Below are 21,664 nucleotides of genomic sequence, written 5' to 3'. Positions count from 1 at the left end.
CCGCGGCCCTGAACTTCCACCCGGAGGAGTGGAGATTCAGGGCCGTACGGCAGTGCTCACGCGTGAGGCCCGATGGACTTCCACCCAGGTGGGCGGAAGTCCATCGGGACGGGCTCAGACGGCCGACTTGTCCTTGCCGGCGACCGACTCGGCAACGCCGATGAGCAGCACGGCAGCAACCACGGCGAGGATGAATCCGAGGACGTTGAGCTCCCAGATGCCGCCGGTGCCGAAGAACTGCGCGATGACGCCGCCGATCAGCGAGCCGACGAGGCCCAGGCCCAGCGTGGCGAGGATGCCCAGGTTCTGCTTGCCGGGCTTGATGAGTCGGGCCAGCGCTCCGATGATGAGGCCGGCGACGAGGAATCCGATCATGACGTGCTCCTGGTGACTCGGGTGGTGGGAGCAGTGGCTCCCTCCCCTCAAGGATAGGCGGCCCGCCTCCGCCACCCATCGGGGTGAGCCCTGAGATCGACCCTGACGTGATGGCCCTCACCCGGCCCGCGGTGCCATGATCTGCAGGTGACGTCGGTGCGTCTGCGCTCGGGTGCAGTGCTCGCGGCCGCGGTCGGAGTCGTGGCCGTCGGTCTCGCAGCGCTGTCCGGACCCCCACCTGCCGACGCGGCCGTCGGCGAGTGCCCGCCGGGCTACGGACCGGTGGGGCCGATCGACTCCGGAGACCCGGGCTTCCCGCCCTACACCGACGACAACGTCAACGTCTTCGTCGGCGGCGACCTCTCCGTCGTCCAGCGGGCGGCCGAGGCGGAGGGCAGGGTCGTGGTGATGGGCGACGCCGCCTTCACCCGCGCTGCCGCCGGCACCTACAACCTCGGCGTGGTGGGCGTCGGGTCCGGCATCGTCCCGCCGCCGGGCACCGTGATGCTCGCGGTCGGCGGCGACCTCGGCGGCAACGCCGCCACCCGGCTCGACGTCGGCGCCGGTGTCGGCGGGGACGTCGAGGTCGGCGGTGCCGCGGATCCCGCACTCACCGTGGAGACCAACGGGGGCGACCTGCGCGCAGGCGTCGCGGACGCGACCGCGGCGTACGCCGGCACGCGCGACGTGATCGCGGCGAAGTCGGCCGCGTGGGCGGCGCTCGCGCCGACGGGGACCGTGGCGGTCACGCCGTTCTCCCTGACCGCGACGGGCGACGGCAGCTCCGACCCGCAGGTGTTCCGGATCGACGGCGCGGCGCTCGCGGGAGGTCCCCGCAGCCTGCAGCTCCTCGGCCTACCTGCCGGTGCCGGCGTGGTCGTCACGCTGACCGGCGACCCGGTCGCCCTCGACCTCAACGCGCTCCTCGGGCCGACCGGCACGGTCGTCGACCCCTTCTCCGACCCGTTCTTCGTCGACCTCACCACGCGGCTGGTGTGGAACGTGCCGACCGCGACGGCATTCGGTGTCGGCGGCACCGCGCAGGTCCCCGGCTCGATCGTGGTCGCCGACCCCGCCAGCACGACGACGATCACCGCGCCCGGCACCAACGGCAGGATCTGGGTCGCGGGCGACCTGGTCCACGGGGGCGACGGCGCGGAGATGCACGCCTACCCGCTCGACCCGGACGACGACCTCGAGTGCAAGCCGCTGATCGGTGCGGTGTCGGTCGACAAGGTGCTCGACGACCCCGACGGCGTGGTCCCACCGGGACGGCTCTTCACGGGCTCGATCTCGTGCGACCTCGGCGGCGACGACGTGACGCCCGACCCGGCGACGTGGAGCGTCACGGCAGCCCAGGGGCCGGTCGTGCTCGCCAACGACGTACCGGTCGGAGCCGTCTGCACCCTCGTCGAGGACTCCCTCACCGCGCCGCCGGGCGCCGACCACGAGTGGGGTCCGGTCGTCGTGGCACCGACCTCGGTCACCGTGGCGGACGACGCCGTCCTGGGCTTCACGGTCACCAACGTCGTACGCCGGACCGACCCACCGACCGACCCACCGACGACGGACCCACCGACGGACCCGCCGACCGACCCGCCCACCACGGACCCGCCGACGAGTCCGCCGACCAGCGACCCACCGACCACGCCACCGACCAGCCCGCCCACCTCGACACCGACGGTCGATCCGTCCTCCGGCACGCCGTCACCCACGACCGCCCCGGCGACGGGAGGCACCACGGACCCGGACGTCGATCCGGACGCGACCGGCGAGCTGCCCGACACCGGCGCACCGTCCGGGCTGGCCCTGCTGGTCGCCGTCGCGGTCGGCCTCCTGCTGGCGGGCCTGACGACCCTGGTGCTGGCGCGCCGACGGAGGTCCGGGAGCTAGGCCTCACCAGGTGGCGGCGTGGCACTCCTTGGCGGGGTTGGCCTCGACCTGGAGGGTGGCGTGCTCGATGCCGTGGCCCTCGCGCAGCGTGGTCTGGGCGCCGGCGAGGACGGCTTGGGAGTCCGCGCCGACGCAGAGCACGAGGTGGGCGGTGGCGACGTTCATCCCCGAGGTCAGCGTCCAGGCGTGGAGGTCGTGCACCTCGGCCACGCCGGAGACCTGCTCGAGGTCGCGCACGACCGCGGTGAGGTCGACGTCCTGCGGTGCGTGCTGGCCGAGCACCGCCAGCACCTCGCGGCCGAGGACGATCGCGCGGACGGCGACGAAGACACCGATCGCGACGGCGACCGCGGTGTCCCACTGCCCGGCTCCGGTGAGGCCGACCAGCAGGCCGGCGACGAGCACCCCGACGCTCCCGGCCGCGTCGGCGACGACCTCGAAGTAGGCGCCCTTCACGTTGATCGACTCCCGCGCTCCCCCGCGGAGCAGGACCAGGCAGACCACGTTGACGAGCAGCCCGAGGCCACCGACGACCAGCATCGGGCCCGACGCCACCTCGACCGTCTCGCCGATCCGCGTCACCGCCTCGACGACGACGTAGACCGAGACGCCGAGCATGATCAGCACGGTCAGCCCGGAGGCGAAGACCTCGGCGCGGTAGGAGCCATAGGTACGACGCCCGGTGCCGTCGGGCCGGGTCGCGATCTTCGTCGCGACCAGCGCGGCGCCGAGGGCGACCACGTCGGCGGCCATGTGCCCGGCGTCGGAGATCAGGGCGAGGGACTGGGCGGCCAGGCCGACGACGAGCTCGACGACGAAGAAGGCCGCCACCAGCCCGAAGGCGACCCCGAGGCGCCAGCGGTGCCGACCGGCCGCGCTGCCGTGCCCGTGACCTGCGCCCACCGTCGTACTCCATCGCTCGTGATCTTTGTCATCGCTCATTGGCGATGATAGACGGGACCACCCGCCACGTCCACCCTTGCCCCGATGTCGGAGGATGGTGCCGACCCGGCCCGCACCGTGACGAGGATCCGCCGATGACGCAGCACGACACCGACACCGGTGCCGACCTCGATGTCCGCGACCGCCGGCTCGCCATCGGCCTGGTGGTCGGTGGCCTGATCGGGCTGGTCGCCGCCGCCGTGCTGCTGGTGGAGCGGATCCACCTCGCCGAGGACCCGACCTACGTCCCGTCGTGCAGCATCAACCCGATCCTCAGCTGCGGCAACGTGATGCAGACGTCGCAGGCGGCCCTCCTGGGCTTCCCCAACCCGCTCATCGGCGTCGCCGCGTTCCCGGTCGTGATCGCCACCGGGATGGCGCTGCTGGCCGGCGGTCGCTTCGCCCGCTGGTACTGGGCCGGGCTCCAGGCCGGAGTCACCGTGGCCCTCGCGCTGATCGGCTGGCTGGCCTTCCAGAGCCTCTACCGCATCGGCGCGCTGTGCCCCTACTGCATGGTCGTCTGGGTCGTGGTGATCCCGACCTTCTGGTACGTCACCCGCCGCAACCTGCGCGAGGGCGTCTTCGGGGAGGCCGCCGCCGAAGGCGGTCTCCGCCGCTTCCTCGACGGCTGGTCGGCGCCCCTGCTCTTCGGGGTGTACGCCGTCGTGGTGCTGCTGACCCTGCAACGATTCTGGTCGTACTGGTCGACGCTGCTCTGAGCCGGGACCGCCGCTCAGCGGTGGTGGTCCTCGTAGTGGTGCGCCGGGCTCATGGCGGTGAGGCCGAGGAGGCGCTCCGCGGTGCCGAGCACCTCGAGGAGCTCCTCGGAGTGGTTGAGCGACCACATCGACGCCCGTCCCTCCGGGCGTGACGCCACCAGCCCGCAGTCCTTGAGGCAGGCGAGGTGCTTGGAGACCGTGCTCTGCGCCAGCCCGAGGTGGGCGGTGAGATCGACGACGCGGTGCTCGCCGAGGACGAGGTGGCGCACGATCAGCAGCCGCGACGGGTCGGAGAGGGCGTGGAAGAGGGCTGCCTCGGCGGTCAGGCCGGCCGACTCCTGGTTCATCGCCACCCGACGATGCTAGGCGATGGACCCCCTGGGCCGCCCGCTGCGCACCTCACCTAGCCTGCGGAGGTGGACAGGCGACTGCTGGCGGACACCCGCCCGTTGGCGAACCCCCACTTCAAGCGGCTGTGGCGCGCCAACATCGTCACGGTCATCGGAGCGCAGCTGACCGTCGTGGCGGTGCCCGCGCAGATCTACGCGATGACCGGCTCGTCGGCCTACGTCGGCCTCACCGGTGTCTTCGGCCTGGTCCCGCTCGTGGTCTTCGGGCTCTGGGGCGGCGCGCTGGCGGACGTCTTCGACCGGCGCACGCTGCTGGTGGTCACCACGATCGGGCTGATCGTCACGAGCGCGTGCTTCTGGCTGCAGGCGGCGCTCGGCGCGGAGGACGTGTGGCTCCTGCTCGGGCTCTTCGCGGTGCAGCAGGCCTTCTTCGCGGTGAACCAGCCGACCCGCTCGGCGCTGCTGCCGCGACTGCTCGACAAGGAGATGCTGCCCGCGGCGAACTCGCTCAACATGACGGTCATGCAGGCCGGCGGCATCGCCGGCCCGCTCGTGGGCGGCGCGCTGATCCCGCTGATCGGCTTCTCGTGGCTCTACCTGCTGGACACCGTCACGCTCTTCGCGACGCTCGGTGCCGTCGTACGCCTCCCGCCCCTGCCGGTGATGGGGTCGACCGTGACGCCCGGCCTCTCGGCCGTCATCGACGGCTTCCGCTACCTGCGGACCCAGCCGGTGCTGATGATGTCGTTCGTCGTCGACATCATCGCGATGGTCTTCGGGATGCCGCGCGCGCTCTTCCCGGAGATGGCGCACGTCGACTTCGGCGGCCCGAGCGAGGGCGGCCTGGCCTTCGCGCTGCTCTTCGCCGCCATCCCCGCCGGCGCCGTCATCGGCGGCGTGCTGTCGGGCTGGGTCTCCGCCGTGGAGCGGCAGGGCGTGGCCGTCATCGCCGCGATCATCGTCTGGGGCCTGGCCATGGTCGGCTTCGGTGTCGCCGCGATGCTCGCGTCCCTCGCGCCCACGGCCATGCTCGTCGTCGCGGTGGTCATGCTCGCGATCGGCGGCGCGGCCGACATGGCGTCGGCTGCCTTCCGTACGTCGATGCTCCAGGCCGCGGCCGACGACTCCGTGCGCGGCCGGCTGCAGGGGATCTTCATCGTCGTCGTCGCGGGCGGCCCACGCATCGCCGACGTCGCCCACGGTGCCACCGCGGCGGCCACCGGCGCCGCCGTCGCCGCGGCCGGCGGAGGCGTGCTGGTGGTGGTCTTCACCGTCCTCGCCGCGCTCCTCGTCCCGGCCTTCGTGCGCTACCGGATCACGCGGGTTTCCTGAGGCTGCGCCCGGTCGCTGCCTGTCCACCCTGGGAAAGGCAGCGACCAGGCCTCAGACCGGTCGCGACTGCGGCGAGTTCTCGGCGGTCAGCTTCGGGTCGCGGATCACGACCGAGCCGATGGCGTCGTCGATGCGCTTCATCACGTCGGCGTCGAGCTTCACCCCGGCGGCCTTGACGTTGTCGTGGACCTGCTCGGGGCGGGAGGCGCCGACGAGGGCGGACGCGACGTTGTCGTTCTGCAGCACCCAGGCGACGGCCAGCTGCGCCATGGTCAGGCCGCAGTCGGCGGCGATCGGCTCGAGGTCCTGCACCGCGGTGAGGACGTCGTCCTTCATCCAGCGCGAGATCATGTCGGACCCGCCCTTGGCGTCGGTCGCGCGCGACCCGGCCGGCGGCTCCGCGCCGGGCTTGTACTTGCCGGTGAGCACGCCCTGGGCGATCGGGCTCCACACGATCTGCGAGACGCCGAGCTCCTGCGACGCCGGCACGACCTCGTCCTCGATGACGCGCCAGAGCATGGAGTACTGCGGCTGGCTCGAGATCAGCTGGAAGCCGAGCTCCCTCGACAGCTCGACGCCGGCACGCAGCTGGTCGGCGGTCCACTCGCTCACGCCGATGTAGAGCGCCTTGCCCTGGCGTACGACGTCGGCGAAGGCCTGCATCGTCTCCTCGAGCGGCGTCTCCGTGTCGTAGCGGTGGGCCTGGTAGAGGTCGACGTAGTCGGTCTGCAGCCGCTCGAGCGAGCCGTCGATCGCCTCCATGATGTGCTTGCGCGAGAGGCCGGCGTCGTTCTTGCCCTTCGGGCCGGTCGGCCAGTAGACCTTGGTGAAGATCTCGAGCGACTCGCGGCGCTCGCCCTTGAGGGCCTCGCCGAGCACGGTCTCCGCCGCCGTGTTGGCGTACACGTCAGCGGTGTCGAAGGTCGAGATGCCGGCGTCGAGGGCCGCGCGCACGCACTGCGAGGCGACGTCGTTCTCGACCTGCGAGCCGTGGGTGAGCCAGTTGCCGTAGGTGATCTCGGAGATCTTCAGTCCGCTGTTGCCGAGGTATCGGAATTCCATGCTCCCGACCCTAGCCCCGGGCCCACCGCCCCTCGACGGCCAGCCTCACGCCCCGGCCGAGGGCGGGGTCGGCGCGAGCTTGCGGTCGAGCCACGCGTAGAGCGCGAACAGCAGCAGGAAGAGCACCGTGATCCCGGCGCACGCGATGCCGACCGCTCCCCAGCCGTCCTCGTCCGGGTCGAGGAACGGGTAGGGCACCCAGCCGTTGAGCTGGGCGAACACGAGGGTCCAGGCGGTCCACGCGATCGGCCAGACGAGGGCGTACGCCGCCTCCTTCAGCGAGGCGCGCGGCCGCGGGCCGACCCAGGCCCAGGCGATCACGGCGAGCAGCGGCACGACCATGTGCAGCAGCTTGTCGGCGACCCAGTTGGCTCCGTCGAGGTCGAGCAGCGGGCGGAGCAGGAAGAAGTGGACGAGCCCGGTGACCGTGATCCCGACGATCCCCGCCAGCCGGGCGATCCGCCAGCCGGTGCGGTCGAGCAGCGGATCGCGCGCGAGGGCGGTCGAGGTGACCGCGACCAGGATGTTGCTCTGGATCGTGAAGTAGAAGAAGTACTGGTAGATCCGCTGTCCCAGCCCGGGCGGGTCGGTCTCGACCAGCACGGCCTCACCGGAGATCGTCAGCACGAGCTGGAAGACCAGCGCGAACCAGGCCACGACGGCGACGACCAGGTGCACCTGACGGGCGCGAGCGGGAGTCATGGCAGGAGCGTAGGGCTCCGGCAGTCGGAGGGGGAGGTGTCAGTCCAGCACGACGAGGACGTCGCCGTCCTGGACGACGTCGCCGACGGTCACCTTGATCGCGGTCACGGTGCCCCCGCGCTCGGCGAGCATCGGGATCTCCATCTTCATCGACTCCAGCAGCACGACCGTGTCGCCGGCCTCGACGGTGTCGCCCTCCGCGACCTCGATCGCCAGGACGTTGGCGACCAGCTCGGACACGATCTCGAGGGAGGTGGGACGGGCCATGTCGCTGACGCTAGCGGTTACCGCTCCGTACCCGGGGATCGGGCGGTCGGGGCAGCCCCGGGGACGTGCTCAGAGCGCGGCGAACCGGCTCGGCTCGGGACGGTGCGGACCGGCCTCCTCGGCGCGGCGCCCGCGGCGCCCCTTGGTCCCGGTGAAGGCGAGGTCGAGGCGGATCAGCACGTAGCCGATCAGGGCGCCGAGCACGAGCGCGTAGACCGCGCGCAGGCCCGCCTCCTGGTACGAGCTCTCCGGCGAGACCAGGCTCGTCGCGAGCGGCACGGTGGCCGCGACGCCGAACGCGCAGACCCACCATCCCTGGCGGCGACGGGCCCGCAGGTGCGTGCCCCACACGATCGCCGGGATCCCGAGGAGCACGACGAGGGGGCGCGGGAAGGCGCCGATCCGGGCCGTCGTCCAGTCGGCGAAGTCGAGGAACGAGGAGACGAACGACTGCACGCCGTAGCGCCGGAGCAGCTCGGCGTACGCCAGTGTCACGACGAGCACGGCGAGCCCGCTCGCGACGACGAGCAGCCCGCGCCGGCCGAGGCCGTGGAGGCCGGCGCCGAGGCGGTAGACGATCGTGAAGACCAGGCCCAGCGCGAGGAAGAGCGCGGCGAGGTCGAACCGCTCGGTGGACACCGTCGGCTCGAAGCCCACCGCGGCGAGCGCGGTGACCAGACCGACCAGGGCGGCGATGACCACCTCGCGCACCGCCCGCAGCCAGGTGATCGCCGGGACGGTCACCATGACGGCGTACACGCTGCCCACGACGCACGTCATCACCGCCGCGCCCGTGAGCAGGACGCGGCCGCCGACGAGCAGGCTGGCCACGGAGAGCACGAGGGCGAGCCCGGCCGAGATGAGCGGGCGCCCGGCGGTGCGGGTCGCGAGCAGCCACGACAGCGCGGTCACGACGAGCGCCGAGCCGGTGCCGTCGACCCAGTCGGGCACCGGTCCGAGCGCGCGGAGCGTCTGGTTGTGGTGGAAGATCCCGTTGATCGCCGACCACCCGAGTGCCCCGACGCCGAGCGCGAGGACGCCGAAGGAGAGGGCGAGCTGGGAGCCCCTCGGTCGATCGACGAAGTCGGGCTCCGGGACCTCCGTGGCGGGCGCTGCAACCGGCGCCGCGACGGGTGCCTCGACGGGTGCCTCGACCGTCGTCGTGGGGGCTGGGGCGCCCAGGTCCGCCGCCGGTGTCGTCGTGGCCTCGCCCTCGGACTTCCGCGTCCTGCGCAGCCGCGAGGGCGGTCGCTCGGCAGCCCGCTTGCCGCGGGACGAGCCGCGGCGGCTGTCGGGGGTGGGGGAAGACACGACGGACGAGGTTACAGCCGACGGTTGGCCAGGGACGGGTTGGTGCGACGGGCCGCCTCGAGGGTGGCGCGGTCGAGGGTGGCCTCGAGGGTCTGCTCGGAGCCGTCGGCCTCGGCGAGCACCTCGCCGAGTGGCCCGTAGACGGCCGAGTGACCGCTGTAGCGCGGCTCCGGCTGGCCGGCTCCGACGACGAAGCAGGTGTTCTCGATGGCCCGCGCCGCCAGCAGGGTGCGCCAGTGCTCGACCTTGCGGTCGCCGGGCAGCCACGCGGCGGGTACGACGACGACCTCCGCGCCGGCGTCGACCAGCCGCCGGGCCAGCTCGGGGAAGCGCAGGTCGTAGCAGGTCATCAGCCCCACCTGCCAGCCCGCGACCTCCACGACGACGGGCTCGAGGGCGCCGCCGGTGAGCCGGTCGGACTCGCGGTAGCCGAAGGAGTCGTAGAGGTGGATCTTGCGGTACGACGCCTCGCTGGCGCCGCGCACGACGAGGGTGTTGAACGGACGACCGGGGTCGTCCGCCGTCTCGAACATCCCGGCGACGACCGTGCACGCTCCCTCGGCCGCAGCCTTCGCCGCCGCGGTCGCGAACGGGCCGTCGAGCGTCTCGGCGTACGCGCTCACGTCGGACCCGGCGCTGCCGAAGTCGCGGGCGAAGGCCTCCGGGAACACCACCAGGTCCGCCCCGGGCGCCACGCCCTCGGCCAGCCGGGTCCGGTTCTCGGCCGGCTCGAGCCCGCTCGCCCACTGGTGGACGCGCACCCGCAGCTCCTCGCTCATGCCTCCAGCGTAGGACCGCTGCAAGGATGGGGCGGTGACCTTCTGCGGCATCGTCCTCGCCGGCGGCACCGCGGTGCGGATGGACGGGGTCGACAAGGCGAGCGTCGAGCTCGACGGACGGACCCTGCTCGCCCACGCGATCGATGCGTACGTCGACGCCGACGAGGTGGTCGTCGTCGCGCCCGAGGCGGTGCGCACCGAGCGTCCGGTGACCACCGTGTGCGAGGACCCTCCGCGAGGCGGACCGGTCGCCGGGCTCCTCACCGGGGTCGACGCGCTGCTGCTCTGCCCCGACCTGATCGGCGTCCTGGCCGTCGACATGCCGCGCGTCACCGCGACGACGATGCGACGGCTGCGTGACGCGGCCGCCGGCCGGGACGGGGCGTTCCTCCACGACGCCGATGGTCGGCGCCAGCTCGCCGGTGTGCTCGACGCGCGCCGGCTGGGCGACGTACGCCCCGGTCTCGAGGGGCAGCACGGGATGGCGCTCCGTCGGCTGCTCGAGCCGCTCGACCTGGCGGCGGTCTCCTCGAACGGCGACGAGGCGATGGACGTCGACACCTGGACCGACCTGCGGGACCTGGGCCCGGGTTCGTAGCAGGTTCCGGACGCGCGCGGTCCGACCCGGGTCGCTTGCCCGCGGGCGGCCGGGTGCGAGACATTGGCGGGGTGAACCTCCACGACTGGATCGATGAGCTGAGCGACGTGCTCGACGTCGAGGCAGAGGTCGACGAGGGGCTTGTCCTCGACCTGGCCAAGACGGTCGCCGACAACGTGCAGAAGACCGCCGCCCCCATCACGGCCTACCTCCTGGGTGTCGCCGCCGGTGCCGGCGCCGCCAACCCGGAAGCGGTGGAGCGGCTCGCCGCGCGGGCCCAGCAGCTCGCGGAGAGCTGGGACCGACCCGCCGACGCGGCCGATCCGGTCGACGTGGACGATGAGGTACCGGACGACTCTTCGGTCGACCACTCCGCCGATCTCTACGAGGACTGATCCCTTGCGCGCTGTCGTGACCACCGCCGACGGTGGCCCTGAAGTCCTGTCCATCGGCGAGGTCGACGACCCGCGCCCGGCCGCCGGCGAGGTGCTGATCGACGTCGCCGCGACGGCCGTCAACCGCGCCGACACCCTGCAGCGGATGGGCCTCTACCCGCCGCCGCCCGGCGCCTCCGACATCATCGGGCTCGAGTGCAGCGGCCGGATCGCCGAGCTCGGCGACGGCGTCGAGGGCTGGAAGGTCGGCGACGAGGTGTGCGCGCTGCTCGCCGGTGGCGGGTACGCCGAGAAGGTGGCCGTGCCGGTCGGTCAGGTCATGCCGATCCCCGCGGGCCTCTCGCTCGTGGAGGCGGCGGCGCTGCCCGAGGTCGCGACAACCGTGTGGTCCAACGTCTTCATGACCGCGCACCTGACCAAGGGCGAGCGGTTCCTCGTGCACGGCGGTGCCGGCGGCATCGGCACGATGGCGATCCAGCTCGCGTCCACCCTCGGCGCCGAGGTCTTCACCACCGCCGGGTCTGCCGAGAAGCTCGACCTCTGCCTCTCCCTCGGCGCCACCCGGGCGATCAGCTATCGCGACGAGGACTTCGTCGAGGTGCTGGAGGAGGCCGGCGGCGCCGACGTCATCCTCGACAACATGGGGGCGAAGTACCTCCCCCGCAACGTCTCCGCCCTCGCCACCGGTGGCCGGCTCGTGATCATCGGGATGCAGGGCGGCGCCAAGGGCGAGCTCGACATCAACGCCCTGCTCCGCAAGCGCGCCTCGGTCACCGCGACCTCGCTCCGCGCCCGGCCGCTCGCCGAGAAGGCCGCCATCTGCTGCGGCGTGGTCGAGAACGTCTGGCCCCTCGTCGCCGCCGGGAGCGTCAGGCCGATCGTCGAGGCGACGATGCCGCTCGCCGAGGTCGGCCGCGCCCACGAGGCCATGGAGGCCGGCGGGCACGCGGGGAAGTTCGTCCTGACGCTCTGACCTCGCCACGCCGGTCTGGCGGTGAGTGAGCGACATTCCCGCGCCGTCGGATGTGGCTCACGCACCGCTCTTGCGGCGGGGTCGCGCGACACGCCGGTCGGGCGGTGAGTGAGCGACATTCTCGCGCAGTCGGATGTGGCTCACGCACCGCCCCGAGGCCATTGAGACGCCCGGATAGGGTCGTGGCATGACCGAGCAGCAGCCCGACCAGTCCGCAGCGAGCACCGACAGCCCGGGTCAGGGCGAGGACATGGTGGTGGTCGTCGGGCCCGACGGCCAGCCGATCGGGACCATCCCGGCGAGCGCCCTCCCGGCCATGACCCAGGCCGCCGGGGACGACGACGAGCACGAGGGCGAGCGCCACATCACCGAGCTCGTCGAGCAGCCGGCGAAGGTCATGCGGATCGGCAGCATGATCCGCCAGCTCCTCGAGGAGGTGAAGGCCGCGCCGCTCGACGAGGCCAGCCGCCAGCGCCTCAAGGAGATCCACGCCGCCTCGATCAAGGAGCTCGAGACCGGCCTGGCCCCTGAGCTCGTCGAGGAGCTCGAGCGGCTCTCGCTCCCGTTCACGGAGGAGGGCACGCCGTCGGAGGGCGAGCTCCGGATTGCCCAGGCCCAGCTCGTCGGCTGGCTCGAGGGCCTCTTCCACGGCATCCAGACCGCGATCTACGCCCAGCAGGTCGCCTCGCGCGCCCAGCTCGAGCAGATGCGCCGCGCCCTCCCGATGGGCCAGGGCGGCCAGCCCGAGCAGCCCGGGCAGCCCGGCATGCCGCAGCCGGGCGGCGACACGGGCCAGGGCCCGACCGGCGGCATGTACCTCTGACCGATCCGGGTAGTCCGCCCGCCCGGTGACCGGGGAGACGCGACCTAGGAGCGGCGCGCGAGACGTCGTACGACGACGAGGCCGAGCAGGCCGATGATCGCGGCAGCGGCCCCGGGAGCCGCGAGCCGGGCGAGCCCGCGCGGCGGCGAGTCCTCGACCTTGGTGAGCTCGGCGGTGGGCGGCGGCGGGGGCTCGACCGAGGTGCCCGCACCGAGGATCGCCTCGATCTTGGTGACCTTGGTCGGGTTGGCGGTGCCGGTGCCACCACGGCGGTCGGCCGAGTAGGGCGCGACGTCGCCGGTGGCGAAGAACACGTAGTCGTTGCCGACCTTCAGGTCGACCAGTCCGCACGCCTGGGGGCGGTCGAGGGTCTCGACCTGGGTCGAGCGCTCCGGGGTTCCCTTGTAGGCGCGTGACGCCGTGATGCCGTACGTCGTCGTGCTGCCGGCGGTCGAGACCGTGTCGACCTTGCCGATGAAGATCGCCGCGGCCTGGTCGACCTGTTCCTGCAGCGGCCCCGGGGTGCAGGGTCCCGCGGCGCTCGCCGGGGAGCCGGCGGTGACGGCCAGCCCGAGGCTCGCGAGCAGCATCGCAGCGGCGATGCGCAGGGGTCGGGACAGCGCGGCGGACATGCGGGCCAGCCTAACCAGCCGGACCGCCTGGAATGCGAGCCCCCGCGGCGAGCAGTGCCGAGGCGGCAGTCAACCGGAGAGCGAAAAGAGCTCCGCGAGCACGGCCGCCACGCCGTCCTCGTCGTTGCCGGGCGCCACGTGGTCGGCCAGGTCGAGCACGGAGGGGTGGGCGTTGGCCATCGCGTAGGACGTCCCGGCCCACGCGAGCATCGGCAGGTCGTTGGGCATGTCCCCGAATGCGACGACGTCGGCCGCCGAGACGTCCATCTCGGCCGCGAGCGAGTCGAGGGTCGTGGCCTTGGTGACGCCGGCGGCGCTGATCTCGACCAGCGCGAAGGTCGAGGACCACGTCGTGGTGACGAGGTCGCCGACGGCGTCGTCGACGCGCTTCCAGAAGTCCTCGGCGTCGAGCTCGCGGTGCACGGCGAGCACCTTGACGACGTCGTCGCGCCAGATCGACTCCCACGGACCCTGCTCGGAGTCGCGGTCGTCCGGGTGCGTCGGGAAGTCGACCTCGCTCGCCCAGCCCGAGGTGTGCTCGACCCCGAAGGTGGTCCCGGGGACCGCGGCACGCACCCGCTCGGCGAGCTCCATGCCCACCTCGCGCGGCACCGCGCTGAAGTCGCGCACCCGCCGCGCCGCGACGTCGTACACGATCCCGCCGTTGCTGCAGATCGCCAGCCCGTGCCCGCCGACGGCGTCCCACAGGTCGACCATCCACCGCACCGGACGGCCGGTGGTGAACACGACGGGTACGCCACGCGTGTCGAGCTCGTCGAGCACGGCCCGGGTCCGCGCGGACACCTGCCCGGACGGGTCGAGGAGCGTCCCGTCGAGGTCGGTGGCGACCAGGCGCGGAGCGGTCACGTCAGGCCCGGGGAGCGGGGAACCATCGCGACATCTCGACGGCCGCACCCTCGTCGACGACCGAGTCGGTCACGAAGTCGGCGGCCTCCTTGACGGCGTCGACCGACTGCCCCATCGCCACGCCACGACCGGCCCAGCGGAGCATCTCGATGTCGTTGCGGCCGTCGCCGATCGCGAGCACGTCGGACGCGCCGAGACCGAGCTCGCGGCACACGTGCTCGAGGCCCGAGGCCTTCGAGACGCCGACCGGGGACAGGTCCATCCAGGCCGTCCAGCCGACGACGTAGTCGGTGCCGTGGAGGCCGAGGCGCGCCGCGAGCTCGATGAAGTCGTCGGCGGTGGCCTCGGGGTCGCGGATGATCACGCGGCTGACCGGCTCGCCGACGATGTCGTCGACCTCGGTGATGATCTGCTCGCCGGAGATCTCGCCCTCGGGGAAGACCCGGTTGACGCGGTAGCCACCGACACCCCTCTCCTCGACGGCGACGAGTGCCCGGGGGTGGTGCTCCAGGACCGCGGCCACGGCGGGTGCGGCGTCGAAGGTCTCCTCGTGGACGACCTCGATCGGCGGGTAGCGGAAGACGACGGCACCGTTGGAGGCGACGATCCAGAGCCGGTCCGTGCCCTCACGGGGAAGGCCCAGCAGGTCGGCGATCCGGGTCATGCCGTGCGGCGAGCGGCCGCTGGACAGCACGATGTGCGCGCCCGCGTCGAGCGCGCGGTGCACGGCGTCGAGCACCGGCGCGGTGATGGTCTCGTAGTCCTCGGTCTGCCCGTCGACCCACTTGAGCAGGGTGCCGTCGATGTCGAGCGCGACGATCCTGGGGAGCCAGTCCGTCATGCGATCGGCTTCAGGACCTCGAGGCCGCCCAGGTACGGGCGGAGGGCCTGCGGCACGGTGACCGAGCCGTCCTCGTTCTGGTGGGTCTCGAGGATCGCCACGATCGCGCGGGTGACCGCGGTGAGGGTGCCGTTGAGGGTCGCGACCGGCGTGGTGCCGTGCTCGCCCCGGGTGCGGATGTCGAGGCGCCGGGCCTGGAACTCGGTGCAGTTGGAGGTGGAGGTCAGCTCGCCCCACCCGTTGCGGGTCGGGATCCACGCCTCGCAGTCGAACTTGCGCGACGCGCTCAGGCCGAGGTCGCCGGCCGCGGTGTCGATCACGCGGTAGCAGAGCTCGAGCTTGTCGAGGAACTCCTTCTCCCACGCAAGGAGGCGCTGGTGCTCGGCGTAGGACTCCTCGACGGTCGTGTAGACGAACATCTCGACCTTGTCGAACCAGTGCACGCGCCAGATCCCGCGGGTGTCCTTGCCGTGCGAGCCGGCCTCCTTGCGGAAGCACGGGCTGAAGGCGGCGTAGCGCAGCGGCAGCTGGGCGGCGTCGAGGATCTCGTCGGAGTGGAAGGCCGCCATCGGCACCTCCGAGGTGCCCACGAGGTAGAGGTCCTCGCCCTCGATGCGGTAGACGTCGTCGGCGGCCTGGCCGAGGAAGCCGGTGCCCTCCATCGCGCGCGGGCGGACCAGGGACGGCGCCGCGGTCTGGACGAACCCGGCGGCGCGCGCCTGGTCCATCGCCATGTTGACCAGCGCGAGCTGCAGCTGAGCACCGACGCCGGTGAGGAAGTAGAAGCGCGAGCCCGACACCTTGGCGCCGCGCTCGAGGTCGAAGGCGCCGAGCATCTGGCCGAGCTCGACGTGGTCGCGCGGCTCGAAGTCGAACTCGCGCGGCGTGCCGACCTGCTCGATGACGGTGTAGTCGTCCTCGAGGCCCGCCGGTGCCGCGTCGTCGGCGATGTTGGGGATCGCCTTCATCGCCTCGTCCCAGGCGGCCTCGGCGGCGATGCGCGCGGCCTCGGCCTCCTTGACGCCGGCGGCGAGCTCCTTCACCTGGGCGAGCAGGGACTGCTTCTCCTCGCCCTGCGCCTTGGCGACGAGGGCGCCGCTGGCCTTCTGCTCGGCCCGCCTGGACTCGAAGTCGGCGATCGCCTGGCGTCGCGCGGAGTCGGCCTCGAGCGCCCGGTCGACCACGTCGTCGGACAGCCGACGCTTGGCCTGGGCGGCGCGCACGCGGTCGGGGTCGTCACGGAGCAGGCGAGGGTCGATCATGACTGAAGGCTAGCCGTCGAGGACTCGGGTTCTCGCATCGGTTTGGGCATACTTCACCGGTGACCCCCGCCTCCCGGAACCGCTGCCTCACGTGGGCTGCCGTGGCCGCCGTTCTGTTCGGCGCCCTCGCGTTCATGGTGACGCGCGACCGGGCGCCGCTCGACTCGTTCGACGTCAACGGCCGGCGCCTCGAGGACTGGGCCGACGGCTACGCCGCGCTCGTCGACGTGCTGCGCGTCATCGAGGTCGCCTTCGGCACCATCGGGATGACGATCCTGACGATCCTGCTGGCCCTCGTGCTGGTCGTACGACGGCAGCGCTGGGCGGCGCTGCTGACGGTGGTCGTGATGGCCGCGGTCTCGCTGGCGACCACCGGGACCAAGCTCTGGCTGGGCCGCGACCGGCCGAGCTGGCAGGACACCCTGGGCCTGCACGAGAACTACAGCTTCCCGTCGGGCCACGCCTCGGCCGTGGCGGCGTACGCGTGCATCCTCGTCATGCTGCTGGTGCTGTTCGTCCGGCGCACGAGCCTGCGCCGGCTCGGCGTCACGGTCGTGGTCGCGTGGTGGCTCCTCGTGTGCTTCGACCGGCTGCTCCTCGGGCGGCACTACCCGACCGACGTCATCGGCGGCTCGCTGATGGCGATCGCGGTGTTCCTCCTCGTGCTCGCCTTCGTCGACCCCCGCCCGCGCTCGACCGCGGCGAAGGCGGAGCCGCTGCCGGAGGTCTACGCCTCGGAGAAGCGGCTCGCGGTGATCCTCAACCCGGTGAAGGTCGAGGACGTCGGCCAGTTCCGCGCGATCGTGGGCTCGATGGCCAAGGAGTCGGGCTGGTCCGAGCCGACCTGGCAGTACACGACGGTCGAGGACCCGGGCACCGGCATGGCCGAGCAGGCCGCGGTCTCCGGCGCCGACCTGGTGATGGTCTGCGGCGGCGACGGCACCGTGCGCGAGGTCTGCGCCGAGCTCGCGGGCACCGGCATCCCGGTCGGCATCATCCCGGCCGGCACCGGCAACCTGCTGGCCCGCAACCTCGACATCCCGCTCTACCTCCGCTCGGCGATCGACGTCGCCCTCAACGGCCAGGACCGGGCGATCGACCTGGTCGAGGTCGGCGGTGACGGCATCGAGGACACCCACTTCATGGTGATGGCCGGCATGGGCTTCGACGCCGCGATCATGGAGGGCGTCAACGAGGACATCAAGAAGCGGATCGGCTGGGTGGCCTACGTCGTCTCGGCGCTGAAGTCGCTGATGTTCCCGGCCGTGCGGATCGAGATCCAGATCGACGACCAGGAGCCCACCACCCACCGTGCCCGCACGGTCGTCGTCGGCAACGTCGGCTTCCTCCAGGCCGGCATGCCGCTGCTGCCCGACGCGACGATCGACGACGGCATCCTGGACGTCGTGATCATCCATCCGCGGCAGTTCCTGTCGTGGATCACGGTGGCCTCGCGCGTGCTGCGCAAGAGCACCGTCGTCGACGAGACGCTCGACCGGCGCACCGGATCCCGCGTGCGGGTCAAGGCCTCCTCCGACACCCCGCGCCAGCTCGACGGCGACTCCATCGGCGAGGGCCGCGAGCTCTGGATGGAGTGCGTCCACGGGCGGCTCCTGGTCCGCGTCCCCCGCTGACCCACCCTTCCTTCCGTCGCCGCACTCCGCGCTGCAACCGTCGCCGCACTCCCGCTGTAACGCCGGGTTACCTGCTGTACCCACCCTGCTGCAGGGGGGTGGGTACAAGCACTAACCCGGCGTTACAGCGGGGTCGGCGGCGAAGCGGTAGCCCATCCCCGGCTCGGTGAGGAAGACGGCCGGACGGCCGGGGTCGGCCTCGAGCTTGCGCCGGATGCTGGCCATGTGGACGCGGAGGTAGTTGGTCTGGGTGTCGTACGCCGGACCCCACACCTCGCGCAGGAGCTCGGCCTGGCGGACCAGGCGGCCGCGGCGGCGGGCGAGCACGTCGACGATGCGCCACTCGGTCGGCGTCAGGTGCACCTCCGCCCCGTCCCGGGTCGCGCGCGAGTCGGTGAGGTCGAGGCGGAGGCCATCGACCTCGACGACGAGGTCGGGCTCCTCGCGGCCGGCCCGTCGGACGGTCACCCGGATCCGGGCGAGCAGCTCCTCGATCGAGAACGGCTTGGTGATGTAGTCGTCGGCGCCGAGGTCGAGCGCCTCCACCTTGTCGTCGGACTCGGTGCGCGCCGACACCACGATCACCGGGACCTGGGTGAACGACCGCAGCTGCGCGAGCACCGAGACGCCGTCGAGGTCGGGCAGGCCGAGGTCGAGCAGCACCACGTCGGGCATCCGCTCGTCGACGACCTGCAGCGCCGACCGACCGTCGCCGGCTGTCTCCACCTCGTAGTCGCGCGCGCGGAGGTTGATCGTCAGCGTGCGCCGCATCGCCGGGTCGTCGTCGACCACCAGCACGAAGGTCACGTGGCCCCCTCCACCGCACAGCCCTCCAGCTCCAGCACGAACGTCAGCCCACCGCCGGGCGTCTCCTCGGTCGCGATCGTGCCACCCATCGCCTCGGTCAGGCCGCGCGCCACGGCGAGCCCGAGCCCGACGCCGTCCTGCTGCGGCACGTCGCCGAAGCGCTGGAAGGGCGCGAAGATCCGGTCCCGGTCCTGGTCGGCGACCCCGGGCCCCGAGTCCGCGATGCGTACGACGACCCGCTGGCCGTCGGCGACCGCGTCGACGCGGACGTCGGCGGAGGCGGGGGTGTACTTGAGCGCGTTCTCGCAGATGTTGGCCAGCACCCGGTCCAGCAGCCCGGCATCGGCCCTCACGACCAGCGAGGGGTCCACGTCGACCTCCACCCGCGAGCCACCGTCGAGCGGCGCGAGGCTGGTGCGCACGGCGTCGGCGAGCCCGACCTCGCGCAGCACCACGCTCACCGAGCCGGTGCTGATCCTGCTCATGTCGAGCAGGTTGCCCACGAGCGCGATGAGCCGGTCGGTCGACTCCTCGATGGTGGCGAGCAGCTCGCCGCGGTCCTCGTCGGACCACACGACGTCGGTGCTGCGCAGGCTGTCGACCGACACCTTCACTGCGGCGAGCGGGTTGCGCAGGTCGTGGGAGACGGCCTGGAGCAGGGCGGTGCGCGTGCGGTCGAGCTCGGTCAGCCGCAGCCGCTCGACCTCGGCGACGGTGGCGAGGCGTCGCTCGTCCATCACCTTGGCGTAGGCGGCGTACGCGTTGAGCAGCCCGCGCTGGGTGGCGGGCAGGGTCGAGCCGGCGAGCACCAGGGTCGACCGGTCGTCGATCGCGGCGGACATGTCGGCCTTGTCCACCGAGGGCGGCGGGGAGCCGCAGCTCGCCACGACGACGGTCTCCTCGGCCGACGACGACCGGCGCAGCACGGCCGCGCCGTCCGCGTTGAAGAGCCGGCAGGCCGACGACAGCAGGCCGGGCAGGTCGTCGGTGGAGGTCAGCAGCGAGTGGGCGAGCACGGTCAGCGCATCGGCCTCCGACCGCGCAGCCCGGGCCTCCGCGGTCCGGCGGGCGGCATTGTCGACGACCGTGGCGACCGCGATGCCGACGGCGACGAAGATCGAGATCGTGACGACGTTCTCCGGCTCGGCGATCGTCAGCGTGTAGAGCGGTGGCGTGAACAGGTAGTTGAGCAGCAGCGCGCTCACCAGCGCCGAGAGCACCGCCGGCACGAGCCCGCCGATCAGCGCGGTCGCCACCACGACCATCATCAGCGACATCGCCTCGATGGGCAGGCCGTGCAGGTCCTGGGTGGCGTACAGCAGGGCGCTGAGCCCGACCGGCACAGCGACCCCGAAGGCGAACCCGACCGCTCGACGACGGGCGCCGAGGTTGTCGGCGGGCGGCCGCATCGACGACTGGCGCGCGTGGTCGTGCGAGACGATGTGCACGTCGATGTCGCCCGAGCCCGCGACCACCCGCTCGCCGACCCCGGGTCGCAGGACCGTCGAGACGCGGCCCCGCCGGCTCGCGCCGATCACCACCTGGGTCGCGTTCTCCGCCCGCGCGAACGCGAGGATCGCGTCGGCCGGGTCGTCGCCGACGACGGTGTGGAAGCTGCCGCCGAGCTCGTCGGCCTTGGCGCCGAGCGCGGCCAGCCCGTCGGGCGCGATGCCGCGCAGCCCGTCCTGCCGGGTGACGTACAACGCCTGCCACTCGCCACCCGACCGCCGGCTCGCGATCCGTGCGGCCCGGCGCATGAGCGTCGAGGACTCCGGACCACCGCTGACGGGTACGACGATGCGCTCGCGCGTCGCCCACGTCGAGTCGATCTCGTGCTGGTCGCGGTAGCGCTCCAGCCCCTCGTCGACCCGGTCGGCCAGCCACAGCAGGGCGAGCTCGCGCAGCGCGGTGAGGTTGCCCTCGCGGAAGTAGCGCGACAGCGCGGCGTCGATCTTGTCGGCGGCGTAGACGTTGCCGTGCGCCATCCGGCGGCGCAGCGACTGCGGGCTCATGTCGACCAGCTCGATCTGGTCGGCCGAGCGCACGACGTGGTCGGGCACCGTCTCGCGCTGCCGGACGCCGGTGACCTGCTCGGTCACGTCGTTGAGCGACTCGAGGTGCTGGATGTTGATCGTGGTGACGACCTCGATGCCGGCGTCGCGCAGCGTCTCGACGTCCTGCCACCGCTTCGCGTGCGCGCTGCCGGGCACGTTGGTGTGCGCGAGCTCGTCGACCAGCACCACCTCGGGCCGGCGCTCGAGGATGGCCTCGAGGTCCATCTCCTCGTGGTGGGTGCCGCCGTGCTCGAGGGTGCGCCGCGGCACGACCTCCAGGCCCGAGACGGCCTGCTCGGTCTTCGCGCGCCCGTGCGTCTCGACGTACCCGACGACGAGGTCGGTGCCGCGCTCGAGGCGCCGGTGGCCCTCGTCGAGCATGGCGTAGGTCTTGCCGACGCCGGGCGCGGCGCCCAGGTAGACCCGCAGCCGTCCTCTCTCCACGGGATCAGTCTCCACCTGGACCGGAAGCAGCAGCAGAGACGGCGAGGTTGAGCTCGAGCACGTTGACGCCCGGCTCACCGAGGAAGCCCAGACCTCGACCCTGGGTGGCATCCGCGACGAGGCCCTCCACGACGGCCACGGACAGCCCGTTCGCCCCGGCCACCCGGGCGACCTGGAGCCGGGCGTAGGCCGGCGAGATGTGCGGGTCGAGGCCGGAGCCCGAGCCGGTCAGCGCGTCGGGGGGTACGTCGCCGGGCTCGACGCCCTCGCGCGCCGCGACCTCCGCACGACGTTCGGCGATGGCCGCGACGAGGTCCGGGTTGCTGGGGCCGAGGTTGCTCGGGGCCGAGGCGAGGGTGTCGTGGTCGTTCGGCGAGGGACGGGAGTGGAACCACTCATCGCCGTCGAACTGCTGGCCGATCAGGCGGGAGCCGACGACCTGGCCCTCGAGGCTGACGGGTTGGCCGGAGGCGCGGTCGCCGAACGGCTGGCCGGCGGCCCACACCGCGGCGGGGTAGCCGACGCCGAGCAGGACAGTCATGGCGAGCAGGAGACGCAGCGAGGCTAGGGACTGGCGGGCGAGGTCGGAGAACATGGTCATC

23 protein-coding genes are annotated in these 21,664 nt (G+C 72.5%); 8 read left to right on the top strand and 15 right to left on the bottom strand.

Annotated features, from left to right (window positions below; all coding sequences use genetic code 11):
* Positions 1 to 114: 114 nt before the first annotated feature.
* Entirely contained in the window at positions 115 to 375 is a 261-nt protein-coding gene (locus EUA93_RS07360; RefSeq protein WP_129399530.1) for a GlsB/YeaQ/YmgE family stress response membrane protein, read from the bottom strand.
* A gap of 147 nt (positions 376 to 522) precedes the next feature.
* Here EUA93_RS07360 and EUA93_RS07355 point away from each other — a divergent pair, with 147 nt between their 5' ends.
* Positions 523 to 2,268 (top strand): choice-of-anchor A family protein, encoded by a 1,746-nt coding sequence (locus EUA93_RS07355; protein ID WP_129399529.1) that lies wholly within the window; start codon positions 523 to 525, stop codon positions 2,266 to 2,268.
* 3 nt (positions 2,269 to 2,271) lie between these two features.
* On the opposite strand, the gene EUA93_RS07350 is transcribed toward EUA93_RS07355, so the two are convergent.
* Positions 2,272 to 3,171: a cation diffusion facilitator family transporter gene (locus EUA93_RS07350; protein WP_207208623.1), complete on the bottom strand. Its 900-nt coding sequence runs from the start codon at positions 3,169 to 3,171 to the stop codon at positions 2,272 to 2,274.
* Positions 3,172 to 3,305: 134 nt separating this feature from the next.
* Between EUA93_RS07350 and EUA93_RS07345 the strand changes: the two genes are divergently transcribed.
* Positions 3,306 to 3,929, top strand: coding sequence for a vitamin K epoxide reductase family protein (locus EUA93_RS07345; protein WP_129399527.1), 624 nt, complete (start codon positions 3,306 to 3,308; stop codon positions 3,927 to 3,929).
* Positions 3,930 to 3,943: 14 nt separating this feature from the next.
* Here the strand turns inward: EUA93_RS07345 and EUA93_RS07340 are convergent, their stop codons facing one another.
* Entirely contained in the window at positions 3,944 to 4,276 is a 333-nt protein-coding gene (locus EUA93_RS07340) for an ArsR/SmtB family transcription factor (RefSeq protein ID WP_129401133.1), read from the bottom strand.
* 69 nt (positions 4,277 to 4,345) lie between these two features.
* Here EUA93_RS07340 and EUA93_RS07335 point away from each other — a divergent pair, with 69 nt between their 5' ends.
* Entirely contained in the window at positions 4,346 to 5,611 is a 1,266-nt protein-coding gene (locus EUA93_RS07335) for an MFS transporter (protein WP_129399526.1), read from the top strand.
* A 51-nt stretch (positions 5,612 to 5,662) separates the two neighbouring features.
* Here EUA93_RS07335 and EUA93_RS07330 read toward each other — a convergent pair whose 3' ends face one another.
* The 5 genes from EUA93_RS07330 to EUA93_RS07310 form a co-directional block, all read right to left on the bottom strand.
* Complete coding sequence (locus tag EUA93_RS07330; protein ID WP_129399525.1) at positions 5,663 to 6,673, bottom strand: aldo/keto reductase family protein; 1,011 nt, start codon at positions 6,671 to 6,673, stop codon at positions 5,663 to 5,665.
* A 45-nt stretch (positions 6,674 to 6,718) separates the two neighbouring features.
* On the bottom strand, positions 6,719 to 7,375 hold the full coding sequence (locus tag EUA93_RS07325; RefSeq protein WP_129399524.1) for a Pr6Pr family membrane protein: 657 nt from the start codon (positions 7,373 to 7,375) through the stop codon (positions 6,719 to 6,721).
* 39 nt (positions 7,376 to 7,414) lie between these two features.
* Complete coding sequence (locus tag EUA93_RS07320) at positions 7,415 to 7,642, bottom strand: biotin/lipoyl-binding carrier protein (RefSeq protein WP_129399523.1); 228 nt, start codon at positions 7,640 to 7,642, stop codon at positions 7,415 to 7,417.
* A gap of 69 nt (positions 7,643 to 7,711) precedes the next feature.
* Entirely contained in the window at positions 7,712 to 8,953 is a 1,242-nt protein-coding gene (locus EUA93_RS07315) for a hypothetical protein (protein WP_129399522.1), read from the bottom strand.
* Between the two features lie 11 nt (positions 8,954 to 8,964).
* The gene (locus tag EUA93_RS07310) at positions 8,965 to 9,732 is read right to left on the bottom strand and encodes a carbon-nitrogen hydrolase family protein (RefSeq protein ID WP_129399521.1); all 768 of its coding nucleotides are present in this window, start codon (positions 9,730 to 9,732) and stop codon (positions 8,965 to 8,967) included.
* 34 nt (positions 9,733 to 9,766) lie between these two features.
* Here EUA93_RS07310 and mobA point away from each other — a divergent pair, with 34 nt between their 5' ends.
* The 4 genes from mobA (at position 9,767) to EUA93_RS07290 (ending at position 12,521) form a co-directional block, all read left to right on the top strand.
* Positions 9,767 to 10,330: a molybdenum cofactor guanylyltransferase gene (mobA, locus tag EUA93_RS07305; protein WP_242497278.1), complete on the top strand. Its 564-nt coding sequence runs from the start codon at positions 9,767 to 9,769 to the stop codon at positions 10,328 to 10,330.
* Between the two features lie 71 nt (positions 10,331 to 10,401).
* Positions 10,402 to 10,725 carry a DUF6457 domain-containing protein gene (locus EUA93_RS07300; protein ID WP_129399520.1) on the top strand — a complete coding sequence of 108 codons (324 nt, stop codon included), beginning with the start codon at positions 10,402 to 10,404 and terminating at the stop codon, positions 10,723 to 10,725.
* A 4-nt stretch (positions 10,726 to 10,729) separates the two neighbouring features.
* A complete protein-coding gene (locus EUA93_RS07295) occupies positions 10,730 to 11,698 on the top strand; it encodes an NAD(P)H-quinone oxidoreductase (protein WP_242497277.1) in 969 nt (322 codons plus the stop codon).
* A 187-nt stretch (positions 11,699 to 11,885) separates the two neighbouring features.
* Positions 11,886 to 12,521, top strand: coding sequence for a bacterial proteasome activator family protein (locus tag EUA93_RS07290; protein WP_129399518.1), 636 nt, complete (start codon positions 11,886 to 11,888; stop codon positions 12,519 to 12,521).
* Between the two features lie 44 nt (positions 12,522 to 12,565).
* On the opposite strand, the gene EUA93_RS07285 is transcribed toward EUA93_RS07290, so the two are convergent.
* From EUA93_RS07285 to serS, 4 genes are all read right to left on the bottom strand, one after another.
* Complete coding sequence (locus EUA93_RS07285; protein ID WP_129399517.1) at positions 12,566 to 13,153, bottom strand: hypothetical protein; 588 nt, start codon at positions 13,151 to 13,153, stop codon at positions 12,566 to 12,568.
* A 69-nt stretch (positions 13,154 to 13,222) separates the two neighbouring features.
* On the bottom strand, positions 13,223 to 14,020 hold the full coding sequence (locus EUA93_RS07280) for an HAD family hydrolase (RefSeq protein WP_129399516.1): 798 nt from the start codon (positions 14,018 to 14,020) through the stop codon (positions 13,223 to 13,225).
* 1 nt (position 14,021) lies between these two features.
* Positions 14,022 to 14,861, bottom strand: a complete 840-nt coding sequence (locus EUA93_RS07275; RefSeq protein ID WP_129399515.1) for an HAD family hydrolase — start codon at positions 14,859 to 14,861, stop codon at positions 14,022 to 14,024.
* A complete protein-coding gene (gene serS / locus EUA93_RS07270; protein ID WP_129399514.1) occupies positions 14,858 to 16,123 on the bottom strand; it encodes a serine--tRNA ligase in 1,266 nt (421 codons plus the stop codon). The genes EUA93_RS07275 and serS overlap by 4 nt, the downstream gene beginning before the upstream one ends.
* A 101-nt stretch (positions 16,124 to 16,224) precedes the next feature.
* Between serS and EUA93_RS07265 the strand changes: the two genes are divergently transcribed.
* A complete protein-coding gene (locus EUA93_RS07265) occupies positions 16,225 to 17,757 on the top strand; it encodes a bifunctional phosphatase PAP2/diacylglycerol kinase family protein (protein WP_242497276.1) in 1,533 nt (510 codons plus the stop codon).
* A gap of 111 nt (positions 17,758 to 17,868) precedes the next feature.
* Here the strand turns inward: EUA93_RS07265 and EUA93_RS07260 are convergent, their stop codons facing one another.
* The 3 genes from EUA93_RS07260 to kdpC are packed head-to-tail and all read right to left on the bottom strand — an operon-like array spanning position 17,869 to position 21,663.
* Entirely contained in the window at positions 17,869 to 18,564 is a 696-nt protein-coding gene (locus tag EUA93_RS07260) for a response regulator (protein ID WP_129399513.1), read from the bottom strand.
* Positions 18,561 to 21,062 carry an ATP-binding protein gene (locus tag EUA93_RS07255; protein ID WP_129399512.1) on the bottom strand — a complete coding sequence of 834 codons (2,502 nt, stop codon included), beginning with the start codon at positions 21,060 to 21,062 and terminating at the stop codon, positions 18,561 to 18,563. Before EUA93_RS07255 ends, EUA93_RS07260 begins: the two co-directional genes overlap by 4 nt.
* A gap of 4 nt (positions 21,063 to 21,066) precedes the next feature.
* On the bottom strand, positions 21,067 to 21,663 hold the full coding sequence (kdpC, locus tag EUA93_RS07250; protein ID WP_129399511.1) for a potassium-transporting ATPase subunit KdpC: 597 nt from the start codon (positions 21,661 to 21,663) through the stop codon (positions 21,067 to 21,069).
* Position 21,664 lies beyond the last annotated feature (1 nt).

Source organism: Nocardioides oleivorans (assembly GCF_004137255.1).
Taxonomy (GTDB): domain Bacteria; phylum Actinomycetota; class Actinomycetes; order Propionibacteriales; family Nocardioidaceae; genus Nocardioides; species Nocardioides oleivorans.
This window is presented reverse-complemented; position numbering and strand designations above follow the sequence as displayed.